This window comes from Clavibacter sp. VKM Ac-2873 (assembly GCF_015351075.1).
GTDB lineage: Bacteria > Actinomycetota > Actinomycetes > Actinomycetales > Microbacteriaceae > Clavibacter.
This window is the reverse complement of sequence record NZ_JADKRS010000002.1, coordinates 191,349-205,519: the sequence shown is the minus strand read 5'-3', so window position 1 is coordinate 205,519 and position 14,171 is coordinate 191,349. Positions and strand designations below refer to the sequence as shown.

The following is a 14,171-nucleotide window of genomic DNA, read 5'->3' as shown; positions in this document are numbered from 1 at the left end:
GATGTCGGGAGGAGGTGCGACGATGGAGGGGCTGCGCATCGCAGCGCCCTTCCCCGTCGCCCGGAGCCACGAGCCCGCCCGACGTGCGGCGATCGACCCAGGTCGCCGATGAGCATCAAGGAGCGACACGGCATGACGATCTTCGAGCAGATGGAGTCCGAGGTCCGGAGCTACAGCCGCGGCTGGCCGGTCGTGTTCGACCGCGCGGTGGGCAGCGAGATGTTCACGGCCGACGGCGACCGCTACCTCGACTTCTTCGCGGGCGCCGGTGCGCTCAACTACGGGCACAACAACCCCGCGCTCAAGCAGAAGCTGGTCGACTACATCCTCCGCGACGGCGTCACGCACTCCCTCGACATGTTCACGGAGGCCCGCCGCGACTTCCTGCAGACCTTCCAGGACGTGATCCTCCAGCCGCGCGGGCTCGACTACCGCATCATGTTCCCCGGCCCGGGCGGCGCGAACGCGGTGGAGGCCGCGATGAAGCTCGCGCGCAAGGTCACCGGCCGCACCACGATCGTCCACTTCACCAACTCGTTCCACGGCATGACCGAGGGCGCGCTCTCGGTCACGGGCAACGCGCTCAAGCGCGGCGGCGCGGGCCACCCGCTGCACCACGCGGTCGCGGTGCCGTTCGACGGCTACCTCGGCGGCGGGACCGACACCCTCGCGTACTTCGAGAAGCTGCTCGACGACTCCGGTTCGGGCGTCGACACGCCCGCCGGCGTCATCGTCGAGACCGTGCAGGGCGAGGGCGGCATCAACGTCGCTACGCCCGAGTGGCTGCGGAAGCTGCGCGACCTGACCACGCGCCACGGCATAGTGCTCATCGTCGACGACGTGCAGATGGGCTGCGGCCGCACGGGCGGGTTCTTCAGCTTCGAGGAGTCGGGCATCGTCCCCGACATCGTCACGCTCTCCAAGTCCATCGGCGGCTACGGCCTGCCCATGGCGCTCACGCTCCTCAAGCCCGAGCTCGACCAGTGGAAGCCGGGCGAGCACAACGGCACCTTCCGCGGCATCGCGCCCGCGTTCCTCACGGGCGCCGAGGCCATCCGCCTCTACTGGGCCGACGGCGAGCTCGAGGCGTCCACGCTGCGCAAGGGCGAGCGGATCCACGAGGTGTTCACCGAGATCGCCGCCTCCGTGGCACCCGAGATGACGCTGAAGGTGCGCGGCCGCGGCCTCGCGCGCGGCATCGAGTTCCCCTCGGGCGAGCTCGCGGGCGCGGTCTGCCGGGCGGCGTTCGAGCGCGGGATGCTCATGGAGACGAGCGGCGCCGGCGGCACGGTCATGAAGGTGCTGCCCGCGCTCACCATCACCGACGAGCAGGTCGAGGAGGGGCTCGCGATCATCCGCGCGTCCGTCGCCGAGGTCCTCGGATCCACGAGCGAGGAGCTCGCGGCCGACGAGGTGCCGCTGCCGGTGGTCGTCGGGAGCTGATCCGCCCGCGACTGACGCGGACCCGGGCCGCCACCTCCGCGGGGTGTCGGCCGAAGTCTCCGATGATCGCTGGCAGACGACTCCGTTGGTGAGGCCTCTGCAGCGCGGAGTCGACCGGCGCGTCGGCACCTCGGCGAGTAGGATCCAGTCCTACTGATCGAGGAGGCCGCATGAGGACCACACGCCAGATGAGCATCACGTTGCCGACGGCCATGGCCGACGCTGTCCGGAGCCGGGTGGAGTCAGGGGACTTCGCCAGCGAGAGCGAGGTCGTCCGCGAAGGACTCCGTGCGCTGCTGGCACGCGATCGCGCCGTCGAGGAGTGGCTGCGTGACGAGGTCGTCACGACCTACGACGAGATGCGGCGCGACCCGGAGAGCGGCCTCACGGCGGCAGAGATCCGATCGGAGCTGGCCCGTCGCCTTCCGCCCCGCTGAGCATGGATCTGCTGTTCTCACCGCGGGCGCTCGACGACCTCGCGGCGATGCAGACCTACATCGCGGAGCGCGACTCGCCTGAGCGAGCAGAGGCCTTCATCTCCGGCATCATCGCCCGATGCGAAGCGCTGGTCGGATTCCCCGCAATCGGGCGTGATCGGTCCGACCTGCGCCCTGGGCTACGGACGCTCGCGGCCAAGCCCGGGATCATCGTCGCCTACGACATCTCTCCCTCCCACGTCGTCGTGCTCCGTATCCACTCGAGCGATCGCGATTGGGAGAGGGACTCCTGAGGCGGTCGCTCTCGGTCAGCTGGGCCGCAGGATCCGCGCCGGCGTCTCGGGCGGCCCGAGCGCAGTCGCGCATCGACGCGGGCCGCACTCGAGTCAGCCGACGGGCGCGACGCCCTCGACCTCGATCTCCGCGACCACTACGGCCGCCGATGCCGGCATGGTCGGGTAGTAGTTCTCGCGGAGCTGCTCGGCGAAGAGGGCCATGTCCGTGTCCGGCGGCTGATGCGCGTCCTCCGGCGTGAGATCGGCCAGGAGGTGCTGCCGCACGGAGGTGACGCGACCGGCGAGCGGGACGGCGGTGGGGTGCTCGTCGAAGACGAACGTGGCCGGACCGACCCGCAGGTCCTCCTCGAAGCGCACGGTGGTGACCTTCTCGCCGCTGACGATCGCGTCGTGGTGCTTCCGGTGGAAGCGGATCACCTGGGCATCGGCAGCAGACATCCATCGAGCCTACGGGCGGCGACGAGGCCGGGCGCCGCGAGCGGGCCGGCTACCGCGGCCGCAGGATCCGGTAGCGGTGCTCCGGGCGGCCCGTGGATCCGTAGTTGAGCTGCACGTCGACCACGCGATCGCGGGCGAGCGCGCCGAGGTAGCGCTGCGCGGTGGCGCGGGAGACGCCCACCCGCTCGGCGATCTCCGGGGCGCTCAGCTCCTGGTCGGACGCGGACAGGGCGTCGAGCACGGCCTGCTCCGTCGCGGGTCGCTCGCGCGCCGAGACCCTGCCGGGCCGCAGGGCGTGGATCGCGCGGTCGATGCCGGCCTGGTCGAGCGGGCGGTCGCTCGCGAGCCCGGCGCGGAAGGCCGCGTAGGCCGCGAGGCGCGCGGTGAGCAGCTCGGGCGCGAACGGCTTCACGAGGTAGGAGACGGCGCCGCCGCGCAGCGCCCGGCGGACGGTCGCGGGGTCGTCCGCGGCCGTGACGAGGATCACGTCGGGCTCGATGCGCCGCACCAGGTCGATCCCGCTGCCGTCGGGCAGGTACGCGTCCAGCAGCACGAGGTCGGGGCGCGAGGTGTCGAGCACGGCGAGCGCCGCCCGCACGCTGCCCGCGGTGCCGACGGCCCGGAAGCCCGGCGCCTGCTCCACGATGCCCTCGTGCAGGCGGGCGATGCGGAAGTCGTCGTCGACGATCAGGACGGTGAGGTCGTCGGTCATGCGGGCGCTCCGTCGGGGTCGGGGGTGGCGGGATCGTGGGGTTCCTCGTCGGAGGCGGGCGAGTCGTCCTCTGCCGGATCCGCGTCGGGCGGTTCGACCACGCCCGCGAGCCGCGCGCAGAACACCGCGCCGGACTCCGCGTGGGGCGGCGGGCCGCCGGGATCCGCGACCCACACGTCCCCGCCGTCGCGCCGGGCGATGTCGCGCACGAGCGGCAGCCCGAAGCCGAGCCCGTGCGCGGGATCCGCTCCCCCGGCCGCCGCGAGCGCCTCCGCGGCCCCGCCCACGTCGTCGGGCCGGCGCCGGAAGATCCCCGCGGCGTCCGCCGAGCCGAGCCCGTCGCCCGAGTCCGCGACCGCGAGGTGCAGGTCGACGCCGTCGTCGAGCGCCTCCACCTCCACCCACCTGTCGGTGCGGGATCCGCGCACGGCCGCGTGCAGCGCGTTGTCGACGAGGTTGCCGAGGACGGTCGTGACCTCCTCGGGCCGCACGAGGATCCCGCGCACGAGCGTGCCGGGCCCGACCCGCAGGGTCACGCCCCGCTCCACCGCCTCCATCGCCTTCGCGCCGAGGAACGCCTGCAGGTAGGGCTCGTCGACGAGCCCCGCGTCCACCGTCGGGAACGCGACGGGACCCTGCTCGAGCACTCCGGCGAGGTAGTCGTCGGCCTCCTCCACCCGGCCGGTGGCGACGAGGCCGCGCACGACGTGGAGGCGGTTCGCGAACTCGTGCCGCTGCACCCGGAGCGCCGTCGACATCGCGGTGACGGCGGTGAGGCGGCGGCTCATCGCCTCGACGTCCGTCTCGTCGCGGAGGACCATCACGGTGCCGAGGTCGCGCCCGTCGCGGTCGACGCGGGCGACGTCGACGAAGAGGAGCCGGTCGTCGACCACCGCGCGCAGCGACGCGGATCCGGCGGCGGGAGCGCCGACGGGCCCGGACGCGGATCCCGCGCCGGCCCGCGCCGCGACGACCGCGTCGCGCAGCACCGGCGCGACGCAGAGGTCCGCGAGCGTGCGGCCGACCGGATCCACGAGGCCGAGGAGCGCGGCGGCGCGCGGATTGCAGACGGTCACCCGCCCGTCGGGGCCGAGGCCGAGCACGCCCTCGCCGACGCCGGAGAGCACGGCCGCCTGGTCCTGCACGAGGCCGGCGAGCTCGGACGGCTGGAGGCCGAGGGTGAGGCGCGCGAGCCGCCGGGAGAGGATCCCGCTGGCCACCGCCCCCACGCCGAGCGCGAGCAGGGCCACGACCGCGATGGCCGCGATGTCGACGCCGATGGAGTCGCGCACGGTCGCCGCGGCGAAGCCGACGCTGACCTCGCCGACGACGCGGGCGTCAGCGTCGGCGGACCCGCCCTCCGACACCGCCGCGTCCAGCGCCCGCACCGGCACCTTCGCCCGCGCCGACTCCCCGAGCGTGCCGGTGGCCCACGTCACCTCCTCGCGCCCCGCGAGCGCGACCGTCGGATCCGTGCTCACGCGCTGCCCGAGCTCCGAGGCATCCGGGTGGGCGAGCCGCAGCCCGCGGTCGTCGGTGACCACGACGAAGAGCGCGCCGGTGCGCTCCCGCACGGACTCGGCCGTGCGCTGCACGGGGCCGTCGGCGAGGTCGGCCGCCTCCGCCGCCGTGGGATCCGCGGTCTCGGCCGTCACGGCGGCCCGGAGCGCCGGATCCTCGGCGGCCGTCCGGGCGATCGCGAGCGCCGTCGCCTGCGCCTCCTCGCGGTTCTCGGAGGAGCTGAGCAGGCCGTACGCGACGGTCGCGATGCCCACCACGACGAGCACGACGAGCAGCTGGAGGACGAGGGTGCGGCGCGCGAAGTCGAGCCCCGCCCGTCGTCGCCCCGTCGCCCGATCCACCATCGTGAGCATAATGCGCAGAACCTCGTATACGTGCACTATCGCGATCAAGCGGCACAAGCGCGACGGAATGCGGACGCCGACCTAGCGTGTGGTGTTCAGCCGGGCGTCCCGCCCACCGACGAAGGAGTCACGCGTGCTGGTATTCCTGGGCTTCGCCATGGTCCTCACCTTCATGGCCCTCATCATGACCAAGCGGCTGACGCCCATGGTCGCCCTCATCCTCGTGCCCACGATCTTCGGGCTCTTCGCGGGCGCCGGCCTCGGCATCGGCGACATGGTCATCGAGGCGCTCGGCGACCTGGCCCCCACGGCCGCGCTGCTGATGTTCGCCATCATCTACTTCGGCATCATGATCGACGTGGGCCTGTTCGACCCGCTCGTGCGCCTCATCCTCCGCCTCGCGGGCGGCGACCCGGCCAAGATCGTGCTGGGTACGGCGATCCTCGCGGCCGCGGTCTCCCTCGACGGCGACGGATCCACGACCTTCATCGTCACGACGGCGGCCATGCTGCCCATCTACCGCAAGCTCGGGATGAGCCCGGTGGTGCTCACCTGCACCGCCGGGCTCGCGAACGGCACGCTCAACATCGTCCCGTGGGGCGGCCCGACCGTCCGCGCGGCGGCGGCCCTCAAGGTCTCGCCGACCGACATCTTCGTGCCGATGATCCCGTCGCTCCTCGTGGGCATCGCGCTCGTCATGATCTTCGCCTGGACCATGGGCCTCCGCGAGCGCAGCCGCCTGGCCGCGCTCGGCGAGGCGCGCGCCGAGGGCGGCCTCGACGCCGCCGGCGGCAGCGGCTCCGGCTCCGGCTCCGGCTCCGGCGGATCCACGGGCGGCTCGGGCTGGTGGCGCGCCGGTCGCGGCGCCCCCGCGACCCCGCGCGGCGGCCTCATCACCATGGCCCCGGCCCTCGTCCGCGCCGAGACGGCCGCCGTCTCCACGCTCGGCACGACCATGCTCGACCCCGACCGCGAGACCCTGCGCCCGCGCATGATCTGGTTCAACCTGGGCCTCACGATCGTGGTGCTCGCGCTGCTGATCATGGACCAGCTGCCCCTCGCCTACGTCTTCATGGTGGGCGCGGCCATCGCGCTGATCGCCAACTTCCGCGACCTCAAGCACCAGGGCGAGCGCATCGCGGCGCACGCGCCCAGCGTGGTCGGCGTGGTCTCGATGGTGCTCGCGGCAGGCGTCCTCATCGGCGTGCTCAACGGCACGGGCATGGTCTCGGCGATGTCGGCGTGGCTCGTCACGATCATCCCGGACGCCCTCGGCCCGGGCCTCGCGGTCATCACCGGCGTGCTCAGCATCCCGATGACCTTCTTCATGAGCAACGACGCCTTCTACTACGGCATGCTCCCGGTGCTCGCGGAGAGCGCCGCGAACTACGGCATCGACCCCGTCGAGATGGCGCGCGCGTCCATCACGGGACAGCCCGTGCACCTGCAGAGCCCGCTCGTGCCGGCGATCCTGCTGCTCGTGTCGCTCACGGACGTGAACCTCGGCGACCACCACCGCAAGGTGCTGTGGCGCGCGGTGCTCGTGTCGCTCACGATGCTCGCCGTGGGCGTGCTCACGTCGGTGATCCCGATCTGACCGGGAGCGCTCCGCGGGAGCGCGCGCACGCGGAGGCCGGGCGGCTCGGGGGAGCGCCCGGCCTCCGCGCGTGCGGGCGGGCGCGGGATCCGGCGGGCCGTCGTGCGAGCGGGCCGGCTACGAGACCCGGCGCGCCACCTGGTACCCGGCGTCGGCGTAGACGATCTCGTAGACCGTGCCCGCCTGCGTCGCCTCGCCGTACTGGTCGGCGTTGAGGGCACCCTGGCCGAGGCCGCCGCCGAGGGTGTCGATGACGACGTACTGCGGCGCGGGGTTGCCCGGGTTGCCGAGCCAGTAGACCTCGTGGTCGTCGGCGAGGTACGACATGAGGCCGATGTCGCTGAGGACGCTCGCGCCCGCCGGCACCTGGTCGAGCGCGGCCTGCGCCTGCGCGGCCCGGGGCGCCGCCTGCCAGATGGCCGGCTTCGTGAGCTCGGCCATGGGCGAGCGGAAGAACAGGGCGACGGCGACGATCGCGAGCACGGGCACGGTCGCGCGGGACGCCACGGCGATCCAGTGCTGCCGACCCGCCCGTGCGCGCACGATGCCGTCGATCGCGGCGGCGAACACGATGGGCATGAGCACGGCGTCGTAGTGGTAGCCGGGCCCCCAGTACGCCTCGGTCGGCGAGAGGAAGCGCCACGCGAGCGTCGGCACCACGAGGAGGATCAGCGGCGAGCGGAGCGCGATGAACGCGCCCGCGAGGACGAGGAAGGCGACCGTCTCCAGCTTCGGCGCGACGAAGAGGCCCGCGATGGTGCCGAAGGGATCCGCGAGCGCGCCGCCGGCGTCGAGCTTGGACGCGTAGTCCCAGCGGGCCTCGCGGTTGAAGGCCGGCAGGATCACGGTGGTCGCGAGCACGAACCAGGCGACGCCCCAGCCGGCGAGCGCCACCCCGATGCGGCGGTCCATCGCGAGCGCGATGATCACGCCGAGCACCGCGACCGTGAGGCCGAGGTCCTCCTTCACGAACACGAGCGGCACGGCCCACGCGGCGGCGGCGAGCGCGCGCCGCGCGATCACGGCGTCGAGCGCGAAGGCGAGCAGCGGCAGGGCGAACGCGATCTCGTGGAACTGGAACGCGACCGCGCCCTGGATCCCCCAGCTCAGCCCGTACGCCGCCGCGACGACGATCGCGCCCCACCGGCCCGCGACCCGGCCGGCCAGGCGGCCGATCCCGACCACCGAGATCCCGATGAGGACGGCCTGCACCACGAGCAGCGCGAACGCGTGCGGCCAGACGGCGTAGACCGGGCCGAGCAGCACGAGGATCGGGTGGAAGTGGTCGCCCATGAGGTTGAAGCCGTCGCCCTTGATGGAGACGAGCGGCGCCCGGAGGTGCGCGTAGTCCTGCGCGAGCTGCGTGAAGATGCCGAGGTCCCACGACTTCACGGTGAAGCGGCGCCACTCGAGCGCCGAGTAGAGCACGTAGACGGCCGTGACGAGCGCGGCGACGACGATGACGCCGACCGTGCCGGGGACGCGGGATCCGCTGAGGGGCGCGCGGAGGGCGGACGTGGGATCCGGCTCGACGGAGCCGTCGTCGTCGGCGGCGTGGCGGCGGGCCGTGTCGTTCGTGCGGGTCACGGCTTCAGGGTCTCATGCGGGGCCTGGTGCGAGGGGGCGCGATCCCCGGGATCATCCGCTCAGGGCCGGTCGGTGCCGGCCCGGTCGCTGCGGCGGGGAGGGTCGGGGCTCAGCGGCGCGCGCCGCCCGTGCCCTCCTGGCGCTCGCGCTCGGCGGCCATCGCGGCGCGCCCGGCGTCGCGGTTCTTCACGCGGATCTGCTCCTCGCGCACCTCGGCCTGCGTCGCGCGCTCCTGCACGAGCCACTGCGGCGGGGCCTGCAGCAGCTCCTTGATCTGGGCGGTGGTGAGCGCCTCGTCGACGCCGCCGCGGGCGAGGCCGGCGATGGAGATGCCGAGCTTGCCGGCGATGACCTGGCGCGGGTGGGGTCCGTCGCGCAGCAGGGTGGCCAGCCACTCGGGCGGGTTCTCGTGCATCTCGGCGAGCTCGGCCCGGGACGGGGTCGACTCCTGGAACTCCACGGGGGTCGCCGGCAGGTGCACGCCCAGCTTCTTCGCCGCGGTCGCGGCCTTCATCGTCTGGCTGGATCCGGGGCTCGTCATGAGCCCAGGGTACCGTCGGGGCCCCGGCTGCCCTGCACTAGCCTGGATCGGACCCGCCGCCGCTCCGCGCGCCACCATCGAGCGGGCCATCGAGGGGACCCCCGTGGACGCCGATCCGACCGCCCTCCGGCACTTCGCCGCCGTCGCCGACGAGCTGCACTTCGCCCGCGCCGCGAAGGCCCTCAACGTCTCGCGCATCGCCGTGAGCCGCTCGATCCTCGACCTCGAGGCGCTGTGGGGCGTCGAGCTGTTCGTGCGCGACGACGGCCCCACGCGCCTCAGCCCCGCAGGCGAGGAGCGGCTGCCGCAGGCCCGCGCCGCCATCGCCGCGGAGGATGCCCGCCGGGCCGAGGAGGCCGCCGCGCCGCCGCGGGGGCTCGTCGTCGCCATCGTCCCGGGCGTCACCGTCGCCAAGTGGACCCGCGCCTGGGACGAGCGCGTGGCCGACGTGCCGCTGCGGGTCGTGCCGCTCGCCGAGCCCGACGCGGCTCCGGCCCTCGTCGACGGATCCGCGGACGTCGCGTTCCTCCGCCTCCCCGTCGACGGCCGCGGCCTCACGATCGTGCCGATCTACGGCGAGGTGCAGGTCGCGATCCTGCCCAAGGAGCACCCGCGCGCGACGGCCGACGCGGTCGGGATCGCCGAGCTGGCGGACGACCTGCTGCTGCAGCCCGCCGACCAGGTGCCGGGATGGCCCGGGCGCACGGCGGGCGCCGATCCCGTCCCTATGCCCGACGACGTCGCCGCGGCCGTCGAGCTGGTGGCCGCGGGCGTCGGCTTCGTGGTGGTGCCGCACGCGCTCGGCCGGCTGCACGCGCGCAAGGACGTCGTCGCGGTGCCGGTGCACGACCTGCCCGAGACGCGGATCGCCGTGGCCTGGCGCGAGGGCGACGCCTCCCCCGACATCGAGGAGCTCGTGGGCATCGTCCGCGGGCGCACCGCCGCGAGCTCCCGCTCGTCCCGCGATGACGACGAGCGCGACCGCCGGAAGCCGACCGCCGCGCAGAAGACCGCGCGCAAGGCCGCGGGCAAGCCGGGCGCCGCGGGCGCGAAGAAGCCGGCCCCGAAGGGCGGCGGCAAGCGCACTCCCCCGCCGCGCGGCCAGCGACGCGGGCGCTAGGGGCGCGAGCGGAGGGATCCGCCCGGCCGGCCGGACCCGGTCAGCGCCCCGCCTGGAGGTCGGCGACCACGCGGCCCACGTGCTCGCCCCAGCGGCGGTACATGGAGGCGTAGCGGAACTCGCCGCCCTCGAAGTCGACGGGACCCGCGTCCGGCAGCTTGACCGACGTGACCTGCGGGAAGCGCGCGCACACCTCGGCCTTGCGCTGCGAGAGGTACATCGCGTGATCCCGGAAGAGGCCCCGCACGAACGTGCCGGCCTCCACGTACTGCGACACCTGCGGCACGTCCGAGACGAGCACGATCGAGTTGTCGGCGGTCTGCTCCACGAGGTGGTCGAGCAGGTCCTCGAGGCGGTGGACCCACGGGGTGAGGCGCGCGAGCTCGAGCGCGTCGGCGACCCCGGGCATCACGAGCACGACGTCGTAGCGGTGCAGCTCGGTGATCTGCCGCACGGCCTCCTGCGTCGCGGTGATGTGCTGGTCGGCGAGCGGGACGGTGCGCCACTCGACGCCGCGGCCGGTGATCGCGGCGAGCGCCTGCGCCGACCGCGCGGCCACGCCCTCCGCGTGGGTGCGCAGGCCCACGCCGGAGCCGCCGATGCCGCCGAGCGCGAGCACGCGGTCGGGATCCGGCCCCGGCACCACGCCGACGGGCGCGTCCGTGGGCACCGTCGCGGTCAGCGGGGTCGGGATGCCGCCCCGCAGGCCCGCCGCCACGAAGGGACGGACGGTCTGGTGGAGGAGGCGGATCGGCGGTGACATGGGCTCCTGGGTGTCGAGGGGCGTCCGTCGATCATGCGCTGACCGTGCTCCGACCACCCCCGTGTCGGACGCACAGCCTATCGTCGTCCACGAGCACGGCCGGGTGCTCGCGCCCCCGTCCTGACACCTGGAGCCAGATGATCCGCGAGCCCGAGCCCCTCGTCCCCCACCCGCACGCCCGCTTCCATCAGGGCGCCTGGCGCGTGCAGGTCGCGTCGCAGCCCGTCCTCGGCTACGTGGTGCCCACCGTGCGCGCGGCCGGCGCGGATCCCGTGTTCGAGGTGTACGCCGACGCGGTCGACGACTCCGGCCGACGGGTGTGGGTGTCGACGGCCGTCACGCTGGAGGCCGCGGTCGCGTGGATGCGCGAGCACGACATGGAGCTGCTCTCCTTCGCGGGCGAGCACGCCCGCCGCCGCCGCGAGCTCGCCACCGGCATGCTGCCGACGCACTACTGAGCGGAGCGTGGTGCCGCGGCCGGCCGCCGCCGCGACGGCGCGCGGCGCTAGCTTACGTCGCAGTACCCGGAAGAATTTATCTAGCCGTCGATCGGCGTTACGACCGCGAGCACGGGAACGTATCCGGTCCTATCGATAATGGACCATTTTAGTTCATGCTCGGGCTCATTCAAGAACCAAGCAGTGGTCTCGGATGCGAGGTCTTTCAGACGACGCTTGGCTATCGGGGAGTTCCGGGAAACGAATGCGGTCATGAAGCGGCACGATGCTGATGGGATGCCCTGCGATGCGGCCCATGATATGAATTCAGACTTACGCCGCTCAGTGATTACGCCATCCGTCGCAACGGCCTCTATTAGCCAAAGCTCGACGGGTGAAGCTCCAATATCGACGATCAAGCAATCAGGGAGAAGCGACGATTGGTCGATCTCCATACCGATCTGGCTGAGAGTCTTCGCATCGGCGACGAAAATTTGATCACCAGGCTCCGAAATTGTGAGCACGCGCGGCGTGTGTAGTTTCCGCGGCGCCCAGTCCTCAACGACTCCCTTCAAAATGCGCGACGCGTCGCCAGGCGTCAACTGACGATGTCGCCCGCCGGGGAGCACCACATCGACTGCGTGAGCCTCCTGAGCCAGTTGACGCACGGCCTGCGAACGGTAGCGGCCGAGTGCGCTCATATGATCCAGTACCCAAGATCCGATTGCGGCAGCGAGGTTGTTGCCGCTCAAGGAGGGATCGAAAAGTGCGGCGAACTCGCGAGTCAGCTGCCACCGTGGACCCGGATAGTTATTCGCGATGCCGCTTCGCTGAAGGAGCGCGCCGTACTCTAGCCAACCGTCAAGAGTCTCGCGCAGTGATTCGCGCGTGTTCTCCGCGTACCCGGGCCGGAACGTAATCCCCCATTCTGCCTCCAGTCGCGCGACTGCTACGGCGGAGCGGGACGCTGCCGCGTGCCAGGAGCGACGCTCCTCCTCAGTGACGTGAGAAGCAGCGTCGTCACTCAGCCACAGTGCCATTGAGGGCCGCATGAATGCCTGCTCGGCGTCGCCGTCACTGTCGTGAACGGCTCCCACATAGATCAAGGCGCGCAGCGCATGCGCCGCAAGCGCGTTACTGAGAGTCGTATCAAAGCTAAGGATTGGGAAAATGAGACCGAGTCGCTGGGCAGCGACGTCAACGGAGACGGTGGGTAGGAACACGTTCATGGCCTCGGCCTCACGGAATACGCTTGCTCAATGGCTCTTTCAAGTTCTTCGCCTGTGAGCCCTTCCCACGAGTTGAGCGTCTCTGCGTCGGGCAGCGGCAGCGCCGCAAGTTCATACGAACTCACCGCGACGGAGCCGGAGATACAGCGCATGAGTCGATCGAAGACCCGCGACGCCAAGACAGCGGCGAGAGTGGCGCGCGACACGAGCGGAGCAACGTGGGTCGGCTTCAGGACGTTGAGGTGATTCTCGATGACCACGCTTCCGCCCAACCGATCCAGTTCCACCTGAGTCAGCTCCGCTACTACTAGTCTGCGCGTCTGCTCGGGGGCGGTCGTCCGCTGAACGAGAATGGCAGGAGCAGAGAGGGACATTGTCTTCTGATCAGCGAGGCCATGGAGCTTCAGGTAACGCATCGTGTTGCGCTTTGCGTTCCGGCCGACTTTCCCGTCGTCGATGTCGGCCGCCCACACGATGTGACTGCGATCGATAGCGGAACGCCGGTACAGGTCCTCGCGACGGCGATTCCATACGAGCGGCCCTGTCGAAGCATGCCAACCAGCGGAACTTAATGTGTTGGGAAGTGAAGCTGCGACGGCGGCTAATGCGGCATCAGACGACTCACGGGGTAGAAGCCAAGGTTCACTAGTGCGAGGAGTCGGGACAGACGCAACCCGGGCCACGGAGCCATTCACGCGGGTGATCTCGACTCGCCGTCCGCGTCGGGCGGTGAAGACAGCGAGACACGTCTCCTGTAGCACTCCCCCGAAGACACCGTTCCGCTGGTGAACGAATGCGAGAGATCGAAGGGGTGTGCGCTCGCTCAACTGCCGTCGGAGGCGATGGAAGTAAAGCCCGGATGCAAAGCTCGTCGGGACTAGTGCGGCAATCGCGCCGTCGGCGTGAGTCTTGTCGAGGGCCGAGGCCATGAACATGCCGTAAAGATTCGCGTGCCCGTAGAGGGTGTCGATGAATTGCTCGCGACGTTCCGTCGTGAGACGCTGACGGCCGTACGGCGGATTCATTATCCACGAGTGTGCGGGAGGAAGGTCGGCCGCAAGTCCGTCACCGATTCGAGCGAGCGAGGGAAGCGGACGCCGCAAGTTTTCGGATACTCGCGCGAGAGTCGGCAGCATTTCGGCGGCGAGCGTGACATTCGCCAGATAAACAGCCCAAGGATCGTTATCGAGACCCTCGATGAAGTTCGGCAGCGAGCGGAGGACGAGCACTGGGTCGACGGATTCGCTGGCTTTTAGGTGCTCCCGAAGAACAGGGATAAGAAGCGCACCCGCGCCGACGGCTGGGTCGCGAATGAGTCCCGGCATAGCGTGAGGGTCGGCACCAAATTTGAGGGCGTCACGCAGCATCGCCCAAAGGCGCTCGGCGAGATCGCGCGGGGTGTAATGACGACCATGCTCCGAGCGCACGTGAGAATCGAGGGTGCCGACGTACTGCGTGCCAAGGGCCCAGCTGTCTAATGCGATCTCGAGCGATGTCGTCGCCGGAATGGGCGCGGGCGGGCGGGCGTCGAGTGCATGGTCGAGGTCGGCCCACGCCGCGGGAAGTCCAGCCTTCTCGACACGAGCGGCCCACCACGGCCGCATCGATGCGAGCGCCTGCTCGAACTCTGAGGCCGCCTGCGGAAGGGTCGCCATCTTCAGCCTCGGAGCCCAACTCATGCGGACACCATACCGAGAGCAGACGAC

The 14,171-nt window shown here is 71.5% G+C and carries 14 protein-coding genes; 6 read left to right on the top strand and 8 right to left on the bottom strand.

Annotated elements, in window-relative coordinates:
- Positions 1 to 132 precede the first annotated feature (132 nt).
- From ectB to ITJ44_RS08155, 3 genes are all read left to right on the top strand, one after another.
- A complete protein-coding gene (gene ectB, locus ITJ44_RS08165; RefSeq protein ID WP_194634460.1) occupies positions 133 to 1,443 on the top strand; it encodes a diaminobutyrate--2-oxoglutarate transaminase in 1,311 nt (436 codons plus the stop codon).
- A 170-nt stretch (positions 1,444 to 1,613) separates the two neighbouring features.
- Positions 1,614 to 1,880, top strand: a complete 267-nt coding sequence (locus ITJ44_RS08160) for a type II toxin-antitoxin system ParD family antitoxin (protein ID WP_194634458.1) — start codon at positions 1,614 to 1,616, stop codon at positions 1,878 to 1,880.
- 2 nt (positions 1,881 to 1,882) lie between these two features.
- Positions 1,883 to 2,173, top strand: a complete 291-nt coding sequence (locus ITJ44_RS08155) for a type II toxin-antitoxin system RelE/ParE family toxin (RefSeq protein ID WP_194634456.1) — start codon at positions 1,883 to 1,885, stop codon at positions 2,171 to 2,173.
- Between the two features lie 93 nt (positions 2,174 to 2,266).
- Here the strand turns inward: ITJ44_RS08155 and ITJ44_RS08150 are convergent, their stop codons facing one another.
- From ITJ44_RS08150 to ITJ44_RS08140, 3 genes are read right to left on the bottom strand one after another with little or no spacing between them, the layout of a single operon-like run.
- Entirely contained in the window at positions 2,267 to 2,614 is a 348-nt protein-coding gene (locus ITJ44_RS08150; RefSeq protein WP_194634454.1) for an ASCH domain-containing protein, read from the bottom strand.
- A gap of 49 nt (positions 2,615 to 2,663) precedes the next feature.
- On the bottom strand, positions 2,664 to 3,326 hold the full coding sequence (locus ITJ44_RS08145) for a response regulator (RefSeq protein WP_194634452.1): 663 nt from the start codon (positions 3,324 to 3,326) through the stop codon (positions 2,664 to 2,666).
- On the bottom strand, positions 3,323 to 5,188 hold the full coding sequence (locus ITJ44_RS08140) for a Spo0B domain-containing protein (RefSeq protein ID WP_194634450.1): 1,866 nt from the start codon (positions 5,186 to 5,188) through the stop codon (positions 3,323 to 3,325). The genes ITJ44_RS08145 and ITJ44_RS08140 overlap by 4 nt, the downstream gene beginning before the upstream one ends.
- Positions 5,189 to 5,348: 160 nt before the next feature.
- On the opposite strand from ITJ44_RS08140, the gene ITJ44_RS08135 reads away from it, so the two are divergent.
- A complete protein-coding gene (locus ITJ44_RS08135) occupies positions 5,349 to 6,788 on the top strand; it encodes a CitMHS family transporter (protein ID WP_228494901.1) in 1,440 nt (479 codons plus the stop codon).
- A gap of 117 nt (positions 6,789 to 6,905) precedes the next feature.
- On the opposite strand, the gene ITJ44_RS08130 is transcribed toward ITJ44_RS08135, so the two are convergent.
- Both ITJ44_RS08130 and ITJ44_RS08125 read right to left on the bottom strand, forming a co-directional pair.
- Positions 6,906 to 8,375, bottom strand: coding sequence for a DUF2079 domain-containing protein (locus ITJ44_RS08130; protein WP_194634446.1), 1,470 nt, complete (start codon positions 8,373 to 8,375; stop codon positions 6,906 to 6,908).
- A 109-nt stretch (positions 8,376 to 8,484) separates the two neighbouring features.
- The gene (locus ITJ44_RS08125; RefSeq protein ID WP_194634444.1) at positions 8,485 to 8,916 is read right to left on the bottom strand and encodes a DUF5997 family protein; all 432 of its coding nucleotides are present in this window, start codon (positions 8,914 to 8,916) and stop codon (positions 8,485 to 8,487) included.
- Positions 8,917 to 9,019: 103 nt separating this feature from the next.
- Here ITJ44_RS08125 and ITJ44_RS08120 point away from each other — a divergent pair, with 103 nt between their 5' ends.
- Positions 9,020 to 10,036, top strand: a complete 1,017-nt coding sequence (locus ITJ44_RS08120) for a LysR substrate-binding domain-containing protein (RefSeq protein ID WP_194634442.1) — start codon at positions 9,020 to 9,022, stop codon at positions 10,034 to 10,036.
- 40 nt (positions 10,037 to 10,076) lie between these two features.
- On the opposite strand, the gene ITJ44_RS08115 is transcribed toward ITJ44_RS08120, so the two are convergent.
- Complete coding sequence (locus tag ITJ44_RS08115; protein ID WP_194634440.1) at positions 10,077 to 10,799, bottom strand: hypothetical protein; 723 nt, start codon at positions 10,797 to 10,799, stop codon at positions 10,077 to 10,079.
- Between the two features lie 137 nt (positions 10,800 to 10,936).
- Here ITJ44_RS08115 and ITJ44_RS08110 point away from each other — a divergent pair, with 137 nt between their 5' ends.
- A complete protein-coding gene (locus ITJ44_RS08110) occupies positions 10,937 to 11,257 on the top strand; it encodes a hypothetical protein (RefSeq protein ID WP_194634439.1) in 321 nt (106 codons plus the stop codon).
- 80 nt (positions 11,258 to 11,337) lie between these two features.
- On the opposite strand, the gene ITJ44_RS08105 is transcribed toward ITJ44_RS08110, so the two are convergent.
- Both ITJ44_RS08105 and ITJ44_RS08100 read right to left on the bottom strand, forming a co-directional pair.
- A complete protein-coding gene (locus tag ITJ44_RS08105; RefSeq protein ID WP_194634437.1) occupies positions 11,338 to 12,465 on the bottom strand; it encodes a BsuBI/PstI family type II restriction endonuclease in 1,128 nt (375 codons plus the stop codon).
- Positions 12,462 to 14,144: an N-6 DNA methylase gene (locus tag ITJ44_RS08100; protein WP_194634435.1), complete on the bottom strand. Its 1,683-nt coding sequence runs from the start codon at positions 14,142 to 14,144 to the stop codon at positions 12,462 to 12,464. Before ITJ44_RS08100 ends, ITJ44_RS08105 begins: the two co-directional genes overlap by 4 nt.
- Positions 14,145 to 14,171 lie beyond the last annotated feature (27 nt).